The sequence below is a fragment of the Streptomyces sp. NPDC050504 genome, from assembly GCF_044458065.1.
Lineage (GTDB): Bacteria > Actinomycetota > Actinomycetes > Streptomycetales > Streptomycetaceae > Streptomyces.
Window position 1 is genome coordinate 665,849 of the sequence record NZ_JBITHO010000006.1, and the last position, 23,016, is coordinate 688,864.

Genomic DNA, 23,016 nt, shown 5'->3' on the forward strand with positions numbered 1-23,016 from the left:
GGGGAGCCGGGCGGGTCCGGCGGATTCGACGCGCCCGGTGGCCCCGCCGGGTCCGGTGCGCCCCCCGGGTCCCGCGCCCTCATCGCCGTACTCCCGGGCCTATGCCCGTGCCCGCCCGCGCGCCCGCTGCCGCCGCCTCGCGCAGCCGCGCGATGTGGCCGAGCCCCTTCAGCACCTCCGCCGTGCCGACGCCGAAGTCGATCAGGCAGGCGATCTCGTCGGCCCCGGCCGCGCGCAGTCGCTCCACGACCGCCGCCGCGCGCCCGACCGTGCCGAACAGCCCCCGCTCGTCGAAGTACCGTCCGAAGGAGCTCTCCACCAGGAAGTCGATGTCCTCCTGCTCCAGCGCGCCGAAGTCGAACCCGGGGTCCAGCGCCAGCGCCGACCGTACGACCAGCTCCACCGAGCTGCCCAGATAGGCGCGGAGCGGGCCGCGCACCGCCGCGCGCACCTCGTCGGTGTCGTCCCCGAGGAAGGTGTGCACCATCACGGTCACGTGCCCCGGCTCGCCCGGGTGGTGCTTGGCCAGCACCCGCCGGTACTCGGCCGTCTTCCCGGCGAGTTCGTCGATCGACTGGCCGAGCAGGTGCGTGAGCACCCCCGCCCCGGCCTCGCCCGCCGCACGGAACGTGCCGGGGTCGCCGGCGCTCGTCAGCCAGACCGGCAGCTCGCGCTGCACGGGCGGCGGGAAGATCCGCACCCGGGCCCCGCCGCCCGCGCCGTCGCGTACGGCGCGTTCCCCGCCGCGCCACAGCTCCCGTACGTCCTCCATGGTCCGGAGCGTGATGCGGCGCCGGTCCCGGTAGGCGTCGGGGCGCAGCGCGAAGTCCACGGCGTGCCATCCCGAGGCGAACGACACGCCGACCCGGCCGCCGGAGAGGTTGTCCACGACGGACCACTCCTCGGCGATCCGCAGCGGGTCGTGGAGCGGGGCGACGACGCTGCCCGCGCGGATGCGGACGCGGCGCGTGACGGCGGCGAGCGCGGCGCCGGTGACCGCGGGGTTGGGGTACAGGCCGCCGAAGGGGTGGAAGTGGCGTTCCGGCGTCCACACGGCGGTGAGGCCCGCTTCGTCGGCGAACCTGGCGCCGTCGAGCAGGATGCGGTAGCGGCTCGCGCCGGGCCCGGTCGGGGCGGTGCTGTCGTCGGCGAAGTAGAAGAGGCTGAAGTCCATGGTGTTCCCCCGAAATCGGCGCCCGCCGCCGGTCGGCGGACACCGGTGGTGTCAGGTGCTGGGTGGTGGGGTGGTGCCGGGTGCGGAAGCGGTGGCGGGCACTGGAGCGGTGGTGAGTGCCGGGGCGGCGTGTGCCGGGGCGGTGGCGGGCGTGGAGGCGGTGGCGGGTGTGGAAGCACTGGCGGGCGTGGTGGCGTTGGCGGGTCCCCGTCCGTCCCCGGTCGCCGCGACCTTCGCCGCCGCCGCGTCCAGCAGCGCGGCGCCCTCCGCCCAACGGGCGGTGCGCCGGGTCAGTTCGGCGGTCCGGTCCGCGAGCTGCTCGCGCAGCTCCCGGACCGCGAGGCGCGTCGCCTCGCCGCCTGGTCCGCCGCCGTACGCGCAGGCCGCGGCGACCGCGGTGGGGTGCAGCCACTCCCGGTCGCCGTCGGCCGGGGCGGCCGCCGCGACGGCGGGTTCGGCCGCCGCCGCTTCCGTGAGCGTCGCCCCGGACTCCAGGGCGGCCACGACGGTCCGGCCGACGAGGTGGTGCGCGGCGCGGAACGGCACGCCCGCCGCGACCAGCCGCTCCGCGAGGTAGGTGGCGCTGGTGAAGCCGTCGGCCGCGCGGCGCAGCATCCGCTCGGCGTCCGGCTCGGCGCCCGCCACGACGAGCCGCAGCAGGGTGACGGCGTCGGTGGTGCCGCGCAGCCCGGGCCAGACGTGGCGCAGCGCGTCGCCGGTCACGGCGATGGCGTTGGTGTAGGGGGCGGTGGCCATGGCCGCGGCCGCGGCCGTGAACCCGCCGAGTCCCGCGGTGGCGCGGCCCTGGATGTGTTCCAGCAGGAACGGGTTGCGCTTCTGCGGCATCATCGAGCTCGATCCGACGAGGTCGTCGGCGAGCCGCAGCAGGCCGGACTCTTCGGAGGTCCAGGTGGAGAGGTCGCGGGCCGCCCTGGCCGCGACCACGCCGAGCACTCCGGCGGCGGCCAGCAGGCGCAGGCCGAAGTCGCGGGACGCGACGGAGTCCAGTGAGTTGCGGGAGGCCCGGGAGAAGCCGAGCAGTTCGGCGGTGCGGTCCGGGTCGACGGGGACCGAGGTGCCGCCGACGGCCCCGGCGCCGAGCGGGTTGACGTCGATCTCGCGGGCGGCGCCCAGCAGGTCCTCCAGGGCGCGCAGGACGGCGGTGGCGAGGCCGGTGAGGTAGTGGCCGTAGGTGACGGGGACGGCCGGCTGGCCGTGCGTGTAGGCGGGCATCGTCACCGCGCGGTGCGCGTCGGCGCGGTCCAGCAGCACCTCGCACAGCCGCCGGGTGGCGTCCAGCAGGTGCGCCGCGTGCCTGCGGGCGCGCAGCCTGGCGGTGGTGGCGTTGAGGTCGTTGCGCGAGCGGCCGGTGTGCAGCACCCCGCCGACCTCCTCGCCCAGGGTCCCGACCAGCCACGACTCGTACGCGAGGTAGACGCCGCGCGGCATGGGCCGTTCGCGTACGGGGGCGAAGTCCTCGCCGCGCAGTGCGTCGACGGCGCGCAGCAGGGCGGCGGCGCGCCCCGCGGGCACGATGCCGCGCTCGGCGAGCATCACGAGGTGGGCCCGGTCGACCTCGCTGATCAGGGTCAGTTCCTCGCCGAGCGTGTCGGCGGCGGTGCCGTCCTCCGCGGCGGGCAGGTACTGGTCGTAGACGATGCGGTGGGCCTCGGGGTGGAGGCCGGTGCGCAGCCGCCCGGTGTCGACTCCCGTGCCGTCGTCGCGTTCGGTGCCGCTCATCCGGTCGCCTCCCCCGGTGTCCCGGTCGGTGTCCGTCGCAGCGCCTCGCGCAGCGCTACGAGGCCGTGTTCCGCCGCGCGCCCGGCCGCCGCCGGTTCGTCGGCCTCCGCGATCACGTGGCCGACGCGGCCCCGGAAGTCCGTCGCGGGCGCCACGGGCGCACCGGCCTCCCGGTACAGGGCGACGTCCACGACACCGGCCGTCCGCCGTGCCGCCGCGAGCAGTTCGGCCAGGGTGTCCGCGTCGCCGAGCACCGCTGCGTGCGGTGTGGTGAGGAAGCGGATGGCGGCGGCCCCGCCCGGGGCGCGGGGCGCGTCCCGCGGGGCGAGTCCGGCGGCGGCGCGCACCTGCTCGGCGACCAGGTCGACTCCCCTCGCCCTGCGGACCAGTTCGGGGATCATGCCGCCCGCGAGCCTGGGGTTGACCTCGATGACGTGCGCCTCGCCGCCGCGCAGCCGCAGCTCCACGTGGGCGGCGCCCCAGCCGAGGCCCAGCGCGGTGACGGCGCGCCGGGCGAGGCTGCGCAGGGCGTCGCCATCGGGGGTGCCGTCGACGGGCGCGGGCAGGTCGTGGCCGGTCTCGACGAAGACGGGCGGCGGCCCGAGGTGTTTGGCGACGACGGCCAGGGCGCCGGTGCCGAGGACCTCGACGGAGTACTCGTCGCCCGGCAGGTACTCCTCGACCAGGAAGTCCGGCGGCACGGCCACTCCGCGTTCGTTGACCGTGGCCGCGCCCAGGGCGGCGGCGTGGCGTGCGGTCTCGTCGGCGTCCGCGCACTTGCGGACGCCCAGGCTGCCGGAGCCCTGGACGGGTTTGAGCACCACGGGGAAGCCGATGCGCCGCGCGGCCGCGAGGGCCGTCGCCGTGTCCCGCACCACCGCGAAGCGCGGTACCGGCAGGCCCACCTGGCGCAGCCGCCGCCGCTGGAGGGCCTTGTCGCGGCAGGCGCGGACCGCGTCGGGCTCGGGTCCCGGCAGGCCGAGGCGCGCGGCGGTGGCCGCCGCCGCGGCGATGTAGTACTCGGAGCTGGACGTCACCCCGACGATCTCGGCCGGGCCGGCCGCGCCGCTGCCGGAGGCGACGCGGCGCGCGGTCGCGAGGACCGCCGACTCGTCGGAGGTGTCGGCGAGTTCGGTGCGCAGCGCGTCGAGCGCCGCGTACGGGTAGCGGTCGGGGTCCGTGGTGAGGAGGACCGGCTCGATGCCGAGTTCGCGGGCTCGGCGGGCGAACTGCCGTCCCGTTCCCGTGGTGTTGGACTCCACGAGCAGCAGCACGCGCCGGGCGGCGCTCACGGTGTCGCTCCCACGACGGCCTCGTAGCCCCGCCGCGCCCACATCATGCGGGTCCAGGCGGCGTTCACCTCTGCGGGGTGCTCGACGAGGCGGGGGCCTTCGGGGTTGGGCGCGGGCAGCGCGTCGTTCGCGCGCAGCCAGGTGTCGTTGTAGACGGTCGACTGGTAGCGGTAGCCCTCGTCGGGCAGCACCATGAGGACCGTGTCGTACGGGTTGCGTGCCGCCCACCAGGCCGCGACCTGGAACGAGGCGCCGCTGGTGGGGCCCATGAACAGGCCGTGCCTGCGGTAGAGCTCGTGGGTCGCGTCGAACGCCTCGGGCGGCGCGACCCAGTGGATCTCGTCGTACGCGGGGTGGTCGACGTTGCCCGGGATGATGCTGCTGCCCAGTCCCCTGAGCAGCCTGGTCCCCTCGGCGGCGCCGAAGATGATGGAGCCCGGGGTGTCCACGCCGACGAGGTGCAGCCCCGGGTTGGCGAGCCGCAGGGACGCGGCGAGCCCGCCGGTCGAGCCGCCGGAGCCGACCGGCCCCACCAGGCAGTCGACGGAGCCGAGCGTGCCGGTGACGAGGTCGCCGACGGCGTTGTACGCGGCGGGGTTGTCGGGGTTGTCGTACTGCCGTGGCACGAAGCTGTCGGGGCGCTCCTGGCGCAGTTCCTCGACGCGGGCGAGGCGGGCCGCCTGGATGCCGCCGGGTCCGCCGTGGTCGTGCACGATCTCCACGCGCGCGCCCAGCATTTCGAGGCGCCTGCGCAGGTCGTCGTCGATGACGGGGTCGCCGACGATCGTGAGGGGGTAGCCGCGCAGCTGGCACACCATCGCGAGGCCGAGGCCGAACGTGCCGGACGACGTCTCGATCACCGGCGTGCCGGGCGTGAGGACGTCCTCGTCCTCCGCCCGGTCCACTATGTACCGGGCGGGCAGGAGCTTCATGAGCGTGAACGCCGCCGCGTAGAGGTTGTCCGTGACGCGGATGAGGCGCGGCAACTCCGTCGCCTCCAGCACGGAGTGGTAGACCTTGGGACCTGCCGTCGACACTGTGTCAGTCATCTGTGTTGAACTTCCATTGCTCGACGATTCCGATGGCGCGCAGCGCTCGCTGCGCGTGTTCCGTGCAGGCGTCGACCTCGGGATCGTCCCGGTCGAGGATGATCCCCGAGATGTCGCCGCTGTGTGCGGTCTGTAGTCCCGCCGCGCCGACCTCGTCGACGATTCCCAGGATCCGGTCGAGCGCGGGGATCGGCAGGTGGCGCTGGTTGATCCTGGTGCTCGCGGTCGCGACCTCGCCCAGCAGGGGGAGGTCCTTGGTGGCGATGGCCTCGCGCAGCATGGCCCGCAGCTCCGCGAACCTCTCCGTCTCGCGGCGCGTGTAGCGGGCGGGCGGCAGCGCCAGCGTGTCGAGGCCCCGTCCCGCCGTGCCGTCGTGCGAGGGGCGGGAGCCGAAGCCGAGTATGCGCAGCTGCGGCAGCGGTGCGCCGAAGTCCTCGATCACCTCGCCCTCGCGCTGGGCGAAGAGCACCGCGCGGTCGCCGAACATCAGCGAGTCCGACGCGATCTCCGCCTGTACGGCGACCTTCGCCGCCTCCTCCGGCGTCGGCGTCACCCGGAAGGCGTTGCCGACGGCGTTGATCGCGGCGAGCACGTCGCTGGTGGAGGAGCCGAAGCCGCGGCCCAGCGGCACGTCGCCCGACAGTTCCAGGCGCCCGCCGCCCGGCAGGTCCAGCGCCACGAGCGCGAGCCCGGCCGCGGTGCGCGCCTTGCTCTTCCACGCGGGCACCACGGTCACCTCGCCCGACGCGTCCGGTGTGAACGCCGCGCGCACCGAGTACATGGCGCACGGCAGGGTGACGAGTCCCCGGACGAGCCCCGGTCCGCGGGGGAACGCGCCCTGGAGGACCTCTCCGTGGTGTATGGGGGCCGATGCCACGCCCACCCTCCATTCGGTCTGACCCACCTTGCCCCTTGGCTTTCTCTCGGAGGTGTCTCGGAGATGTGGAGACCGGCCCGCGCACCGGTACGGAAAACGGCGTCCTGCGGGGCGCGGCCCGGTCAGTTCCTCAGCCGTCGGGCGACGATCCGGCCGATGGCGGCAAGCGGGTCGACCCGTGTCATGTCGGCGTGCTCGCAGTCGATGCCGTGCACGTCGACGGGCCCCGACGCGTACGGGCGCCACGCGTCCTCGGCCGTGAGCGGCCAGGGGGTGCGGCGGGCGTCGAAGAACAGCAGGGGTCCGTGGAACGTGCGCCCCGGCACGTACCGGTAGCGCAGTTCCAGATTGGTGACGGTGGTCTCGACGACGGCGGCGGCCTGGGCGCGCTCCAGCAGGCCGAGCACGGGTTCCTCGGCCCGCAGCACGTCCAGCAGTGCCTCGACGTCGGCGGGCCCTTCCGCGCCCGGCACGTCGATCTCCGCGCCGCGCCCGCCGAGCAGCGCGATCAGCACGTCGCGCCCGGACACCGCCGTCGGCAGGAAGCCGTCGGGCAGCGGATAGGAGTCGAGCAGCCCGAGCAGGGCGACCTCTTCGCCCGCCTCCTCCAGGAGGGTGGCGGCGGCGTGCGCGACGAGCCCGCCGAACGACCAGCCGACGAGGTGGTACGGGCCGTTCGGCTGGACGCGGCGGATCTCGGACGCGTACTGCGCGGCCATCTCCTCGACGTCGTGGGGCCGGTGGCCCGGGTCCGTCATCTGCCGGGCCTGGAGCCCCACGACGGGCCGCGCGGGGTCGATGTGCCGCAGCAGCCCCGCGTAGCACCAGCTCATGCCGGAGATGGGGTGGACGCAGAACAGCGGCGGCACGGCGGCGGCCGGTCCAGGGGCCGTGCGCAGCGGCAGTACGGTGTCCAGCGGGCTCTCGCCTGTGCTCGTCGCGATGTGTTCGGCCAGGCCCTCCACCACCGGGTGCTGGAACAGGTCGCGGATGGTGACCGGCACGCCCCAGATGTCGCGGACGCGGCTGACGAGCCGGGTGGCGAGCAGCGAGTGCCCGCCGAGGTGGAAGAAGTTGTCGTCGATCCCGACCCGGGGCAGCCCCAGGACCTCCGCGAACAGTCCGCACAGCATCTCCTCGGCCGGAGTACGCGGGGCCCGCCCGTCGGCCGCGGCCCCCGAGGGGGGTGCGGGCAGCGCGGCCCGGTCCAGTTTTCCGTTGACGGTCAGGGGCAGGGCGGGCAGTACGACGAACGCGGAGGGCACCGCGTACTCGGGGAGCGCGGCGGCAGCGGCGCGGCGCAGGCGCCGCACGTCGGCGGTGAGCCGGGTCACCGCGTTGTCCTCGTCCCGGCCGTCCGCCTCCCCCGCACCGCCCGTTTCCTCGGCCGGGACCACGTAGGCGACCAGCCGCTTGTCGCCCTGCCGGTCTTCGCGCAGCAGTACGGCGGCCTGTCCGACGGCTTCGTCGCGCAGCAGCGCCGCCTCGACCTCGCCGGGTTCGATGCGGAAGCCGCGCAGTTTGATCTGGTGGTCCGTGCGGCCGAGGTATTCGAGCGCCCCGTCGCGGTTCCAGCGCACCAGGTCGCCGGTGCGGTACATGCGGCTGCCGGGCCGTCCGTGGGGGTTGGCGACGAACCGCTCGGCGGTCAGGTCGGGGCGGCCGAGGTAGCCGAGGGCGAGTCCGTCGCCGCTGAGGTACAGCTCGCCCGGCACGCCGGGCGGCACGGGCCGCAGCCGTCCGTCCAGCACGTGCGCGTACTTGCCGTCGACGGGCCTGCCGATGGAGACGGGCCCGGTGGCGGCCTCGGGGTCGGCGCCCCTGCGCGCGGTGAGGGTGTGGGCCGTGGTGAAGCCCATGCTCTCGGCCGGACCGTAGCCGTTGACCAGCCGGATTCCCGGGTGCGCGGCCAGGATCCGCGCGGTGTGCGCGGGCGAGGCGGCCTCGCCGGCCGTCATGGCCTCCCGGAGTCCGTCGAAGGTCTTCGGGTGCTCGTCGACCATGTAGTTGAAGAGGCTCGCCGACATCTGGAGCGTGGTGACCTCGTGCCGCTCCACCAGCTCCGAGATCAGCCGGGGGTCGGTCCGCTCGCCGGGCTGGAGCACGCAGACGCCGCCGTGCAGCAGCGCCCCGAACACTTCGAGCGCGAAGGCGTCCCAGGAGATGGGCGAGCACTGGAGGTACGTCTGGTCCGGGCCGAACCCGAGGTAGCGCGGCCCGACGTAGGTGCCGATGAGCGCCCGGTGCGGGGCCACCACGCCCTTCGGCGCGCCGGTGGACCCGGAGGTGAACATCACGCACGCGACCGCGTCGACCGGGACCGCGATGCCCGGCGGGGTCGACGGCAGTCGGCTGATGGCGGGCGAGTCCCTGGTCAGGTCCACCACTTCGGCGTCCGTCACCAGCGGGGTCATGTGCGTCTGGGTGATCAGCACGGCGGGCGCGGTCTGTTCGACGACCGCGTCCAGCCGCTCGGCGGGGAACTGCGGGTCGAGCAGGGTGTAGCCGGCGCCCGCCTTGAGGACCGCGAGGAGCGCGGCGACGAGGTGCGGGGTCCGCTCCAGGTGTACGGCGACCAGGGCGTCGCCCCGCTCCGCACGGTCGGCCGGGATGCGGGCGCGCAGATGGCGCGCCAGCCGGTTGGACCAGGAGTCCAACTCCTTGTACGTGACCTTGAGTTCGTCGTGGACCAGGGCGACGTCGTCCGGGGTGCGGGCCGCCTGCGCGGCGAACAGCGCCCCGAGGTCGCGGCCCGCCGCCGCGTCCACGGCGGGGCCCGTGCGCGGCGATCCGGCCCAGGTGTCGAGCCGGGCGCGCTCGTCGGCGCCGAGCAGGTCGAGGTCGGCGAGGGGCGCGTCGGGCGCGGCGACGACGTGTTCGAGCAGTCGGACGAGGCGCTCGCCGAGGGCGCGTACGGTCTCGGAGTCGTAGAGGTCACAGGCGTACTCGATGCCGAGGTCGAGGCCGTCGGGCTCGCGCCCCGCGGTACGGGCGTGGCGCTCGGTGAACGCGAACGTCAGGTCGAACTTCGAGGCGTTCAGGTCTCCGTAGGCCAGCTCGGTTTCGAGCCCCGCGAGCTGTGGGACCTGTTCGTCGGCGTCGGCGAGGGTGAGCATGACCTGGAAGAGCGGATGCCGGGACGCCGAACGCTCCGGATTCAACTCCTCCACCAACCGCTCGAACGGAAGATCCTGATGCGCCCAGGCCGCCAGATCCGTCTCACGCACCCGCGCCAACAAATCACGGAACGACGGATCACCACTCGTATCCGTCCGCAGCACAAGAGTATTGACGAAGAACCCCACCAGATCGTCCAACGCCGGATCACCACGCCCCGCCACCGGCGAACCCAACGGAACATCCCACCCCGCACCACTACGCGACAACACCGTCGCAGTAGCAGCCTGCACCGCCATGAACAACGACGCACCACACCGCCGCGCCAACGCGATCAACCCACCATGCAACTCCCCACCCATCCGCAAATCCACCCGACGCCCCCGATACGACGCCACCACCGGACGCGGACGATCACCCGGCAGCGTCGCCTCCTCCGGAAGCCCCCCCAACACACCCCGCCAGAACCCCAACTGCCCCGACACCACACTCCCCGGATCCTTCTCCTCCCCCAACAACTCCCGCTGCCACAACGCATAATCCACATACTGAACCGGCAACACACCCCACCCCGGAGCCACCCCGGAAAGCCGCGCCTCATACGCCAACGCCAAATCACGCATCAACGGACCGTTCGACCACCCGTCCGACGCAATGTGATGCACCACCACCAACAACACACACTCACCCGACCCCACCCCCACCAACGTCGCCCGCACCGGCACCTCAACCGCCAGATCGAACACACACGACGCCAACTCACGCAGCTTCAGATCGAGTTCATGCCCCGCGACCGCCACCTCACCGATCTCCACCAGCGCTTCATCGGGCGACAGAACCCGCTGGTGCACGGACTGCCCGCTCACCGGGAACACCGTCCGCAGACTCTCGTGCCGCCCCACCACGTCCCGCAACGCCGCACCCAGCGCCACCCGGTCCACCTCACCGCGCAACCGCACCGCCAACGGAATGTTGTACGTCGCCGAACCACCCTCAAGCTCACCCATGAACCACAACCGACGCTGCGCGAACGACAGCGGCAACCGATCCGGCCGGTGCGCCAACGGTTTCAGCTCGGGGCGGGTCACCGCCTCCCCGCGCGCCGCAAGACCGGCCAGTTCCGCCACGGTCGGACAGCGGAACACCTCGCGCACCGACAGCTCGACGCCGAGGGCCGCCCGCACCCGGCTGACCAGCCGGGTCGCCATCAGCGAATGCCCGCCCAGGTGGAAGAAGTTGTCGTCGATGCCGACGCTCGACAGGCCGAGCACGTCGGCGAACAGCCCGCACAGCACCTCTTCCTCGGGGCCGCGCGGGCCGCGTCCGCGCGCGGACCCGTCGCCGTACCGCGGCGCGGGCAGCGCCCCGCGGTCGAGCTTGCCGTTGACCGTCAGGGGGAGCGCGTCGAGCATCACGAACGCGGACGGCACCATGAACTCCGGCAGCACGCCCGCCACCGATTCCCGCAGCGCCTCCGCGTCACCGCCCACGACGTACGCCACCAGCCGCCTGTCGCCCGGCCGGTCCTCCCGTACGAGCGCCGCGGCCTGGAGCACCCCTTCCTCCCGCAGCAGCACGGCCTCGACCTCGCCGGGCTCGATGCGGAAACCGCGCAGCTTCACCTGCTGGTCCGCCCGGCCCACGAACTCGATCCAGCCCTCGTGACTCCACCGCACCAGGTCACCGGTGCGGTACATGCGCCCGCCCGGCGGGCCGTACGGGTCCGCGACGAACCGCTCCGACGTCAGCCCTGGACGCCCCCAGTAGCCGCGCCCGACGCAGGGTCCGGAGACGTACAGCTCGCCCACCGCGCCGACCGGAAGCAGCCGCAGGTTCTCGTCGAGGACGTGGATCCCGGTGTTCTCCAGCGGGGTCCCGATGGGCAGCGCGCCGGGGTAGTCGACCGCGCGGCGGATGGGGTGGGAGACGACGAAGACGGTGGTCTCGGTGGGGCCGTAGCCGTTGTGCACGGTGGTGTCGGGGCAGTGTTCCATGACGCGGCGCACCGCTTCGGGCGAGACGACGTCACCGCCCGTCCACACCTCGCGGACCTCGCGGAAGCCCGCCGGGTTCTCGTCGGCCATGACGTGGAAGAGCCCCGCGGGCAGGCAGAGCGCCGGGATCCGCCGTTCGGTGAGGAGCCGGCCGATCGCCCGGGGGTCGAGCGGACCGGGGGGTGCGATCACCACGGAGCCGCCCTGGAGCAGGGGCCCCCAGATCTCGATGGTGGACGCGTCGAAGGCGAGGGACGAGGACTGGAGCATGCGGACGCCCACGCCGGGGCGGAACGCGGTGTCGGCGGCCAGCTCGGCGATGTTGCGGTGGGTGTTGGCCGAGCCCTTCGGTTCACCGGTCGAGCCTGAGGTGAACATGACGTATGCGATCTGGTCGGGGTGGACCGTCACGTCGGGGGCGGGCGTCGCGGGAGCGTCCGGCCGCCGGAGGTCGAGCGGTGGCACCGGCAGGACGGCGAGGTCGGCGGGCAGCTCGGGGGCGGGCACGTCGTGGCCGATGAGCAGCAGGTGCGCGGACGCCTGGTGCCGGATCTGCGCGATGCGGGTCGCAGGGTACTTGGTGTCGAGCGGCACGTACGCGCCACCGGCCTTGAGCACCGCCAGCATCGACACCAGGACTTCAAGGCCCCGCTCCTGGAACAGCAGGACGCGCGTCTCCGGCCCCACGCCCGCGGCCACCAGCCGCCGGGCAAGACGGTTGGCCTGCTCGTCGAACTCCGCGTACGACAGGACGCGTTCACCGAACACCAGCGCGGGCGCATCCGGCCGGCTCTCCGCGAAACCCCGCACCACCTCGGGCAACGACACCGCCGTACGGGGAGACAGGTCACCGGCGCGGGGCTCCAGCAGGATTCGGCGTTCGCCGTCGGGGATCAGGTCGAGTGCACCCACGGGCCGGTCGGGGGTTTCGACCGCCCCGTTCACGAGCCGCACGACGCGTTCGCCGAAGGCGCGTACCGTCCGCTCCTCGTACACGTCCCGGGCGTAGTCGATGCTGACGTCCAGGCCGTCGGGGCCGCCGTCCCGCGTGCGGTGTTCCAGGAAGTTGACCGTGAGGTCGAACTTCGCGATGCCCAGGTCGGGGAACTCCAATTCGGCTTCCACGCCGATGAGTTGAGGGGCGCCCTCGTCGGCGTCGGCGAGGGTGAGCATGACCTGGAAGAGCGGGTGCCGGGACGCGGAGCGCTCCGGGTTCAACTCCTCCACCAGACGCTCGAACGGCAGGTCCTGGTGCGCCCAGGCCGCCAGGTCCCTCTCGCGGACGCGGGCCAGGAGGTCGCGGAAGGACGGGTCGCCGCTCATGTCCGTGCGCAGGACGAGGGTGTTGACGAAGAAGCCGACCAGATCGTCCAGCGCGGGGTCGTTGCGGCCCGTGACCGGTGAGCCCAGCGGGACGTCCGTACCCGCGCCGCTGCGCGCCAGGGCGGCGGCGGTGACCGCCTGGACCGCCATGAGCAGCGAGGCGGACGACTCGGCGGCGAGCTCGATCAGCCGGGCGTGGGCCTCGGCGGGGATCCGTACGTCGACACGGCCGCCCCGGTAGGAGGCGACGGCCGGGCGCGGACGGTCTCCCGGCAGGGTGACCTCGTCCGGCACGTCGGCCAGTTCGGCGCGCCAGAAGGCGAGCTGGCGGGCGATCACGCTCTCCGGGTCGGACTCCTCGCCCAGCAGTTCCCGCTGCCACAGCGCGTAGTCGGCGTACTGGACGGGCAGCGGCTCCCATTCGGGGGCGCCGCCCGCGAGCCTGGCCTCGTACGCCACCGCGAGGTCGCGCATGAAGGGGCCGTTGGACCAGCCGTCGGACGCGATGTGGTGCACCACGACCAGCAGCACGTGCTCGGCCGGACCCACCTCCACCAGCGTCGCCCGCACCGGCACCTCGGCCGCCAGGTCGAACACGCAGCCCGCGAGGCGCCGCAGCACCTCGCCCAGGTCGGCCGCCGACGCCTCGGCCGCCGCCAGTTCGAGCGCCGCCCGCTCGGGCGGCAGCACGTGCTGGAACACTCCGCGCTCGCCGACCGGGAACACGGTCCGCAGGCTCTCGTGCCGCCCCACCACGTCCCGCAGCGCGGCGCCGAGCGCCGCCCGGTCCACCGCGCCGCGCAGCCGGATGGCCAGCGGGATGTTGTACGTCGCCGAGCCGCCCTCCAGTTCCCCGAGGAACCACAGCCGGCGTTGCGCGAACGACAGAGGAATCACTGATCGGCTCCCGTCCTGCGGAACGGCCGCAGCTTGGGTCGGGGGGCGGCCTTCGTGTGCCTGGCCCGGTCGACGCGGCCGACCAGGCCCGCCACCGCCGGGGCCTCGAAGAGGTCCGAGACGGTGAGGTCGACGCCCAGGGCCGTGCGGACGCGGCTCACCAGGCGCGTCGCCAGCAGCGAATGGCCGCCGAGGTGGAAGAAGTTGTCGTCGACGCCGACGCGCGGCACGCCGAGCACTTCCGCGAAGAGCGCGCACAGCACCTCTTCGTCGGGGGTGCGCGGGGCCCGTCCCTGTCCGGAGTCGTCGGCGTACCTCGGAACGGGGAGGGCGTCGCGGTCGAGCTTGCCGTTGACGGTGAGCGGCAACGCGTCGAGCAGCACGAACGCGGACGGCACCATGTACTCGGGCAGCACGTCGGCGACGGCGCGGCGCAGTTCGGCGGCCGCGCCGCCCACCACGTACGCCACCAGCCGCTTGTCCCCTGGCCGGTCCTCGCGCACGACGACGGACGCCTGGCGCACCGCGGCCTCGCGCAGCAGGACCGCCTCGACCTCGCCCGGCTCGATGCGGAAGCCCCTCAGCTTCACCTGGTGGTCGGCGCGGCCGACGAACACGATCGCCCCGGCCTCGTTGCGGCGCACCAGGTCGCCCGTGCGGTACATGCGCCCGCCGGGCGGGCCGTAGGGGTCGGCGACGAACCGCTCGGCCGTCAGCGCGGGGCTCCGCACGTATCCCCGGGCCTGGCCGGCGCCCGCCAGGTACAGCTCGCCCGCCACGCCCGCCGGGACCGGCTGGAGCCGGTCGTCGAGCACGTGGGCGGCGGTGTTGTCCAGCGGTCCGCCGATGGGCGGCGGGTCCGTGACGTCGGCGGCCGACGCGAGGGGGCCGTGCGTGGCGTAGGTGGTGGTCTCGGTGGGGCCGTAGACGTGGCCGACGCGCAGCCCGGGGCAGGTGTCGAGGACGCGCCGCATGGCTCGCGGCGAGGCGGCCTCGCCGCCCGTGAGGACTTCCAGCAGTCCGGTGAACGCGGCGGGGCGCTCCTCCGCGATCAGGTTGAACAGCGCGGTCGTGAGGAACACCGCGCTGAGCCCCGTGTCCGGCACCAGCCGTTCGAGCACGGCCGCGTCCACCCCGCCGGGCGGGGCGAGCACGACCCGGCCGCCGCGCAGCAGCGGCACCCAGACCTCGTACGTCGCCGCGTCGAAGGTGTGCGGCGAGTGGAACAGCAGGCGCCGGTGCGCGGCGCCGTCCCAGCGCCGGTCGTACACCAGCTCGACCACGCCCCGGTGGGTGGCCATGACTCCCTTGGGGGTGCCGGTGGAGCCCGAGGTGTACATCACGTAGACCCACTGGCGGGGGTCGACGCGGGTGCCCGGGTCACCGGGGTCGGCGGGTGGCCCGGCGGCGGGCACCAGCAGCACGTCGGCCGCGCCCGGGGCCTTCGCCAAGGGGTGGGTGCGGTGCTCCTCGTCGACCAGCAGGAGGCGTGCGCCCGCGTCCGCCATGATCCCGGTCAGCCTGGGGTGCGGGTCGGTGGTGTTCAGCGGCGCGTAGACACCGCCCGCCTTGACGACGGCGAGCATGGCGACGATCAGTTCGACGCCGCGTCCCATGAGGACGCCCACGACGTGTTCGGCGCCCGCGCCGCGCGCGATCAGCCGGTGCGCGAGGGCGTTGGCCGCCGCGTCCAGCTCCCCGTACGTGACCTCGCGCTCGCCCGCCACCAGCGCGACCGCGTCGGGTTCGGCCGCCGCCCGCGCCGCGAACAGTTCGTTCAGCGCGCCCGACGGCACCTCCCGCGCGGTGTCGTTCAGCGCGAGCAGCCGGTCGCGTTCGCCGGGCGCGAGGAGGTCCACCTCGCCGACGGGCCGGTCGGGGGCGTCGACCGCCCCGCCGAGGAAGCGCACGAGGCGTTCGCCGAAGGCACGCACCGTCCGCTCCTCGTACACGTCGAAGGCGTACTCGATGCCGAGGTCGAGGCCGTCGGGCTCGCCCAGCGCCGAGGTGTGCTCCAGGAAGTTGACCGTGAGGTCGAACTTCGCGATGCCGAGGTCGGCGAACTCCAAGGTGGCTTTCGAGCCCGGGAATTGGGGCACCTGTTCGTCGGCGTCGGCGAGGGTGAGCATGACCTGGAAGAGCGGGTGCCGGGACGCGGAGCGCTCCGGGTTCAGCTCCTCCACCAGCCGCTCGAACGGCAGGCCCTGGTGCGCCCAGGCCGCCAGGTCCGCCTCGCGGACGCGTCTCAGCAGCTCGCGGAAGGACGGGTCGCCGCTGGTGTCGGTGCGCAGGACGAGGGTGTTGACGAAGAAGCCGACCAGATCGTCCAGCGCGGGGTCGTTGCGGCCCGCGACCGGCGTGCCGAGCGGCACGTCCGTACCCGCGCCGCTGCGCGTCAGCACGGTCGCGGTGGCGGCCTGGAGCACCATGAGCAGGGTGCCCGCCGATTCGCGCGCCAGGGAGATCAGCCGCCCGTGCAGCCCGGCGTCGGTGTGCAGGTCGACGCGGCCGCCCCGGTGGGTGGCGACGGCGGGGCGCGGCTTGTCGGTCGGCAGGGTCACTTCCTCGGGAAGGCCCTTCAAGTGAGCACGCCAGTATTCGAGTTGCTTGGCGACGACGCTCTTCGGATCCTCCTCGCGGCCCAGCAGTTCCCGCTGCCACAGCGCGTAGTCGGCGTACTGGACGGGCAGTGGCTCCCACTCCGGGGCCGCGCCGGAGAGCCGGGCCTCGTACGCCAGGGACAGGTCCCGCATCAGCGGGCCGTTGGACCAGCCGTCGGACGCGATGTGGTGCACCACCACCAGCAGCACGTGCTCGGCGGGCCCCACTTCCACCAGCGTCGCCCGCACCGGTGCCTCGCGCGCCAGGTCGAACACCCTGCCCGCCAAGTCCCTCAGCACGTGCGTGAGTTCCGTTTCGGAGGCGGTCGCGGCGCCGAGGTCGACGCGCGCCTCGTCCGGCGTGAGCACGTGCTGGTACGGGCCCTCCTCGCCGACCGGGAACACCGTCCGCAGGCTCTCGTGCCGTTCCACCACGTCCCGCAGCGCGGCGGCCAGCGCCGCGCGTGCCACTTCTCCGCGCAGCCGGATCGTGAGGGACGTGTTGTACGTGGCCGAGCCGCCTTCCAGCTCTCCCAGGAACCACAGCCGACGCTGGGCAAACGACAACGGAATCACTGGTTCACTCCCGTCCTACGGAACGGCCGCAGTTTGGGCCGTGGGGCGCTTTCCTCTTGTTTCGCCCGTTCGACGCGGTCCACGAGGCGGGCGACCGCCGGGGCCTCGAACAGGTCGGAGACCGTCAGCTCCACGTCGAGCGCGGCACGGATGCGGCTCACCAGGCGGGTCGCGAGCAGCGAATGGCCGCCGAAGTGGAAGAAGTTGTCGTCGATGCCGACCTCGGGCAGGCCGAGCGCTTCGGCGAACAGCCCGCACAGCACTTCCTCGTCCGGGGTGCGGGGCTTCCGGCCCTTTCCCGGAGCGTCGCCGTACTGCGGTACGGGCAGCGCGGCCCGGTCCAGTTTGCCGTTCGCGGTCAACGGCAGCGCGTCCAGCGTCACGAACGCCGACGGCACCATGTAGTCGGGCAGTGCGCCTGCGGCGGCCCGCCGCAGCGCCTCGGTCCCGCCGCCGACCACGTACGCCACGAGCCGCTTGTCCCCTGGCCGGTCCTCGCGCACGAGCACGGCGGCCTGGAGCACTCCTTCCTCCCGCAGCAGCACGGCCTCGACCTCGCCGGGCTCGATGCGGAAACCGCGCAGCTTCACCTGCTGGTCCGCCCGGCCCACGAACTCCACCACGCCTTCGCGGTTCCACCGGGCGAGGTCGCCCGTGCGGTACATGCGCCCGCCGGGCGGCCCGTACGGATTCGCCACGAACCGCTCCGACGTCAGGCCGGGGCGCGCCCAGTAGCCGCGACTGACGCCGGGCCCGGAGACGTACAGCTCCCCGGTCGCGCCGACCGGAAGCAGCCGCAGCCTCTCGTCGAGGACGTGGACGCCGGTGTTCTCCAGCGGGACCCCGATGGGCAGCGCGCCCGGGTAGTCGACGGCCCGGCGGATGCGGTGCGCGGTGGCGAAGACGGTGGTCTCGGTGGGGCCGTAGCCGTTGTGCACGGTGGTGTCGGGGCAGTGTTCCACGACGCGGCGCACCGCCTCGGGCGAGACGACGTCGCCGCCCGTCCAGATGTCCCGCACCTCGCGGAAGCCCGCCGGGTTCTCCTCCGCCATGACGTGGAAGAGCCCCGCGCTCATGCACACGCACCGCACCTGGTGTTCGGTGATGACCCGGCCCATCGTCACCGCGTCGTGCACCCCGGGCGGCGCGACCACCACGCAGCCGCCGTGCAGCAGCGGCGCCCAGATCTCCAGGGTCGACGCGTCGAAGGCCAGCGGCGAGTGCTGGAGCATCCGGACCAGGGTCTCGGGCCTGAATCCGGTGTCGCGCGTCAACTCGGCGATGTTGCGGTGGGTGTTGGCCGATCCCTTGGGCACGCCCGTGGAGCCGGAGGTGAACATCACGTAGGCGATGCGGTCGGGCTGCACCGGCACGTCGGGCGGCGGCGTCACGCCGTCGGCGGGGCGCCACGGCGACAGCGTGGGCACGGTGAGGACCCGGACCTCGTCCGGCAGGCCCAGACCGCGCACGTCGCGGTCGGCGAGGAGGAGCGGCGCGCCGGTCTGCCGCAGGATCTCCTTGACGCGGGTCGCGGGGTACTTGGTGTCGAGCGGCACGTACGCGCCACCGGCCTTGAGCACCGCCAGCATCGACACCAGGACTTCCGGGCCCCGCTCCTGGAACAGCGGGACGCGCGTCTCCGGCCCCACTCCCGCGGCCACCAGCCGCCGGGCAAGACGGTTGGCCTGCTCGTCGAACTCCGCGTACGACAGGACGCGTTCACCGAACACCAGCGCGGGCGCCTCCGGCCGGCTCTCCGCGAAACCCCGCACCACCTCGGGCAACGACACCGCCGTACGGGGAGACAGGTCACCGGCGCGCGGTTCGGTCAGGAGCCTGCGCTCGTCGGGGCCGATCAGTTCGACGTCCCCGATCGCGGTGTCCGGCGCCGCGACCACCCCGGTCAGGAATCGCTCGATGCGCTCGCCGAAGGCGCGTACGGTCCGCTCCTCGTACACATCGGACGCGTACTCGATGCTCACCCCGAGCCCGTCCGGCTCGCCGCTCTCCGTCCAGTGCTCCAGGAAGCTCACGGTGAGGTCGAACCGGGCGACGTGGAGCGGGATTTGTTCGGTTCGGGCGACCAGGCCGGGGAGGCGGGGCGCGGGGGTGACCGCGTCGGCGAGGGTGAGCATGACCTGGAAGAGCGGATGCCGGGACGCCGAACGCTCCGGATTCAACTCCTCCACCAACCGCTCGAACGGAAGATCCTGATGCGCCCAGGCCGCCAGATCCTTCTCACGCACCCGCGCCAACAAATCACGGAACGACGGATCACCACTCGTATCCGTCCGCAGCACAAGAGTATTGACGAAGAACCCCACCAGATCGTCCAACGCCGGATCACCACGCCCCGCCACCGGCGAACCCAACGGAACATCCCACCCCGCACCACTGCGCGACAACACCGTCGCAGTCGCAGCCTGCACCGCCATGAACAACGACGCACCACACCGCCGCGCCAACGCGATCAACCCACCATGCAACTCCCCACCCATCCGCAAATCCACCCGACGCCCCCGATACGACGCCACCACCGGACGCGGACGATCACCCGGCAGCGTCGCCTCCTCCGGAAGCCCCCCCAACACACCCCGCCAGAACCCCAACTGCCCCGACACCACACTCCCCGGATCCTTCTCCTCCCCCAACAACTCCCGCTGCCACAACGCATAATCCACATACTGAACCGGCAACACACCCCACCCCGGAGCCACCCCGGAGAGCCGCGCCTCATACGCCAACGCCAAATCACGCATCAACGGACCGTTCGACCACCCGTCCGACGCAATGTGATGCACCACCACCAACAACACACACTCACCCGACCCCACCCCCACCAACGTCGCCCGCACCGGCACCTCAACCGCCAGATCGAACACACAGGAGGCGAGCCGTCGCAGCTCGTCGTCCAGCTCCGACTCCTCCGCCGACGCGCTGCCGATCCGCACTGTCGCGCTCTCCGGCGGCAACACCCTCTGATGGACGCCTTGTTCACCCACCGGGAACACCGTCCGCAGGCTCTCGTGCCGCCCCACCACGTCCCGCAACGCCGCACCCAGCGCCACCCGGTCCACCTCACCGCGCAACCGCACCGCCAACGGAATGTTGTACGTCGCCGAACCACCCTCAAGCTCACCCATGAACCACAACCGACGCTGCGCGAACGACAGCGGCAACCGATCCGGCCGGTGCGCCGCAGGCCTCAGCACCGGCCGCCGTACGGTCGTCCCGCCCCGCGCCACCAGCGCCGCGAGCGCGGCGACCGTCGGGTTCCGGAACACCTCGCGCACCGAGAGTTCGACGCCGAACACCGCCCGCACCCGGCTCGCGAGGCGCGTCGCGAGCAGTGAATGGCCGCCCAACGAGAAGAAGTCGTCGTCCACGCCGACCCTCGGCAGGCCCAGCACGTCGGCGAACAGCCCGCACAGCACCTCTTCGACCGGGGTCCTGGCCGCCCGGCCGCCCGCCCCCGCATCGACCTCCGGCGCGGGGAGCGCCGCGCGATCGAGCTTGCCGTTGACCGTCAGGGGGAGCGCGTCGAGCAGCACGAACGCGGACGGCACCATGAACTCCGGCAGCACGTCGGCGACGGCGCGCCGCAGCGCCTCGGCGTCACCGCCCACGACGTACGCCACCAGCCGCTTGTCACCCGGCCGGTCCTCCCGCACCAGTACGGACGCCTGGAGGACTCCCTCCTCCCGCAGCAGCACCGCCTCCACCTCGCCGGGCTCGATGCGGAAACCGCGCAGCTTCACCTGCTGGTCCGCCCGGCCCACGAACTCGATGCCGCCGTCGCGGTTCCACCGGGCGAGGTCCCCGGTGCGGTACATGCGCCCGCCCGGCGGTCCGTACGGGTCCGCGACGAACCGCTCCGACGTGAGGCGCGCGCGGCGCAAGTAGCCCTGGGCCAGGTGGGATCCGGCGACGTACAGCTCGCCGACGACGCCGGGCGGTGCGGGTTCGAGGGAGCCGTCCAGCACGTACATCGCCGTGTTGGCCATCGGGCGGCCGAGGTCGAGTCCCCGCTCGGCGTCGGGCGCGCGGAAGACCTGGTAGCTACAGAAGACGGTGGTCTCCGTGGGGCCGTACACGTGGACGACCGTGGTGTCCGGGCAGGCGGCCAGGACCCGGCGGAGCGCGGCCGTGGACAGCACGTCGCCGCCGGTCCAGATCTCGCGCACCCCGCGCAGGCTGTCGACCGCCTCCTGGGCCATCGCGTCGAAGAGCGCGGTGGTGAAGTACAGGGCGGTGATGCCGTGTTCCCCGATCGCCCGGCCGAGGTCCCCCAGGTCGATCTTGTCGCCCGTCAGGACGGTGATGCGGCCGCCGTGCAGCAGCGGCACCCACATCTCGTACGTGGAGGAGTCGAAGGCGGGCGGCGAATAGTGCAGTACGTGGTGGTGGGCGGCGCCCCAGCAGGGGTCCAGGGCCAGTTCGACGACGTTGCGATGGGTGTTGGCGACGCCCTTGGGGGTGCCGGTGGAGCCCGAGGTGTACATCACGTACGCGACCTGGTCCGGATGCGCGGCGACGTCGGGGGCCGTGGCCCGCGCCGCGTCGGGGCCCTGGCGCTCCCAGGCGGAGGTGATCGGGTCGACCGGTGCTTCGCAGACGAACGGGAGCGCGTCGGCGGGCCGGTCGGTGAGCAGCAGGGCCGCTCCGGCGTCCTCGATGATCCAGGCGAGCCGTTCGGCGGGCTGGCGCGGGTCGAGCGGGACGTAGGCGCCGCCCGCCTTCAGCACGGCGAGCTGCGCCACGATCAGTTCGGCCGAGCGCCGCTGGTAGAGGGCCACCGCGTCGCCCGGACGCACGCCCCGGTCCACCATGCGGTGGGCGAGGCGGTTCGCGGCGGCGTCCAGTGCGGCGTAGCTCAGCTCGCGGCCCTCGCAGACCAGGGCGACGGCCTGTGGGGTGCGGGCGGCCCGGTCGGCGAACAGTTCGTGGAGCGGGGCTGCGGGGAGTGGGGTCGCGGTGGCGTTGTAGTCGACGAGCAGGCGGTGGCGCAGCCGCTCACCGAGCCAGTCCACGGCGCCGGTCGCGGCGTCCGGGTCGGCGAGGAGCGCGCCGAGCGCGCGGGCGAAGAGGTCGGCCGCCGCGTGCGCGGTCTCGTGCGCCAACCTGTCCGTACGGTAGGTGAGTTCGACGGACGTCGGGTCTTCTTCGGCCGTGTTTTCGCGGGGGCCTTCCGGGATCCGGACGGTCAGGGTGGCGGCGTGGTGGGTGCCTTCGTCGAGGCGTACGCCGGTGACGGTCGCGCCGGTCAGGCCGAGCGCGGCCGCGTCCCAGTCGCGGTGGTCGGTGACGACCGTGGTGTCGAAGAGCGCGCCCGAGCGGCCCGCCGCTCGCTCGATGGTGGCGGTGTCGGCGGTGCGGTGTGCGGCGGCGGCACGGTGGAAGGCTTCGGTGCGCCGGACCAGGTCGCGCAGCGGCTCGTCGGGCGAGAGGGTGACCCGTACCGGTAGGTCGTCCCCGTCCCCGATGACCAAGTCCTGACGGTTCTTCAACTTCGCGCAGGTCAGCGCCCAGGCACTCTGGTAGAGGGCCGACGGCGTGACGCCCAGGCGGGCGGGGAGCAGGCCGAGTCCCGGCGGCAGGGGAACGGCGAGCGACGCGAGCGGGTCGTCGGCGCGGTCGGCGCCGCCGGGGGCTTCCTGCCCCAGCGGGGCGGGTTCGGCGAGGCCCGCGAGGAGGGGGCGCCAGACGTCGGGGGTTCCGGCGGCCGGCGGGTCGGGTTCGCGCTGCTCGCACGCCGCGGGGCCGCCGCCGAGCAGCGCGGTCAGTGCGGTGTGCGCGGCGCTCGCCGTGAGGACGGCGCGGTGGCCCGTGAGGACGAGGTGGTGGCGCCGCCCTTCCGGGTCGCTCACCAGCGCGGCGCGGACCAGCGGCCCGGGGCCGGTCAGTTCGAAGGGGTACGCGCGTTCCGCGTCGGCGACGTCCCGCGCGGCGCGCTCCACCGCGTCGGCCGGGGTGCCGGTGCCGACCGGGGCGCCCGTCGCCGCCGTACCCGCCGCCGTGCTGGTCGGGGCCTGCGCTTCGCCCGCGCCTTCGGCGGGCTCCGCGTGCCCGGTGTTCCCCGCGCCCGTCCTGGCCACGTGCTCGGTCCACGGCAGCCGCACCCCGCGGCGCAGGACGCGCACCGGGCGGCCTGCCTCGTCGTGCGTGAACACGGCGAACAGTTCGGGCAGGCGTCGGGCCAGGCCCTCCGCACGGTCGCGCAGCGCGGGCACGTCGAGCGGGCCGCTCAGCGCCAGCACCACCTGCGCCGTGCCGAGGCCGTGGGTGTCCGGCTCGAACTCGGCGTGGAACAGCAGGTTCTGCTGGGCCGCGGTGACCGGCAGGGTCCGTGCGTCGTGCGGGTGGGACATCTCGACACC

8 protein-coding genes are annotated in these 23,016 nt (G+C 73.6%); all 8 read right to left on the reverse strand.

Going from position 1 to position 23,016, the window contains the following annotated elements; genetic code table 11:
- Positions 1-79 precede the first annotated feature (79 nt).
- Positions 80-1,174, reverse strand: coding sequence for a MupA/Atu3671 family FMN-dependent luciferase-like monooxygenase (locus ACIBNE_RS25600; protein WP_399275304.1), 1,095 nt, complete (start codon positions 1,172-1,174; stop codon positions 80-82).
- Positions 1,175-1,225: 51 nt separating this feature from the next.
- Positions 1,226-2,914: an argininosuccinate lyase gene (argH, locus tag ACIBNE_RS25605; protein ID WP_399275306.1), complete on the reverse strand. Its 1,689-nt coding sequence runs from the start codon at positions 2,912-2,914 to the stop codon at positions 1,226-1,228.
- A complete protein-coding gene (locus ACIBNE_RS25610) occupies positions 2,911-4,206 on the reverse strand; it encodes an ATP-grasp domain-containing protein (RefSeq protein WP_399275308.1) in 1,296 nt (431 codons plus the stop codon). The genes argH and ACIBNE_RS25610 overlap by 4 nt, the downstream gene beginning before the upstream one ends.
- Entirely contained in the window at positions 4,203-5,255 is a 1,053-nt protein-coding gene (locus ACIBNE_RS25615) for a PLP-dependent cysteine synthase family protein (protein WP_399275309.1), read from the reverse strand. The genes ACIBNE_RS25610 and ACIBNE_RS25615 overlap by 4 nt, the downstream gene beginning before the upstream one ends.
- Complete coding sequence (locus ACIBNE_RS25620) at positions 5,248-6,132, reverse strand: kinase (RefSeq protein ID WP_399275311.1); 885 nt, start codon at positions 6,130-6,132, stop codon at positions 5,248-5,250. The genes ACIBNE_RS25615 and ACIBNE_RS25620 overlap by 8 nt, the downstream gene beginning before the upstream one ends.
- A 122-nt stretch (positions 6,133-6,254) precedes the next feature.
- On the reverse strand, positions 6,255-13,463 hold the full coding sequence (locus ACIBNE_RS25625; protein ID WP_399275313.1) for an amino acid adenylation domain-containing protein: 7,209 nt from the start codon (positions 13,461-13,463) through the stop codon (positions 6,255-6,257).
- A complete protein-coding gene (locus tag ACIBNE_RS25630) occupies positions 13,460-16,639 on the reverse strand; it encodes an amino acid adenylation domain-containing protein (protein WP_399275315.1) in 3,180 nt (1,059 codons plus the stop codon). The genes ACIBNE_RS25625 and ACIBNE_RS25630 overlap by 4 nt, the downstream gene beginning before the upstream one ends.
- Positions 16,636-23,007, reverse strand: a complete 6,372-nt coding sequence (locus ACIBNE_RS25635) for an amino acid adenylation domain-containing protein (RefSeq protein WP_399275317.1) — start codon at positions 23,005-23,007, stop codon at positions 16,636-16,638. The genes ACIBNE_RS25630 and ACIBNE_RS25635 overlap by 4 nt, the downstream gene beginning before the upstream one ends.
- Positions 23,008-23,016: the final 9 nt, after the last annotated feature.

What these genes read in the sequence shown, in the direction of transcription:
- ACIBNE_RS25615 (WP_399275309.1), bottom strand. Translation starts at nt 5,255, where the DNA reads ATGACTGACACAGTGTCGACGGCAGGTCCCAAGGTCTACCACTCCGTG.
- ACIBNE_RS25635 (WP_399275317.1), bottom strand. Translation starts at nt 23,007, where the DNA reads ATGTCCCACCCGCACGACGCACGGACCCTGCCGGTCACCGCGGCCCAG.
- ACIBNE_RS25600 (WP_399275304.1), bottom strand. Translation starts at nt 1,174, where the DNA reads ATGGACTTCAGCCTCTTCTACTTCGCCGACGACAGCACCGCCCCGACC.
- argH (WP_399275306.1), bottom strand. Translation starts at nt 2,914, where the DNA reads ATGAGCGGCACCGAACGCGACGACGGCACGGGAGTCGACACCGGGCGG.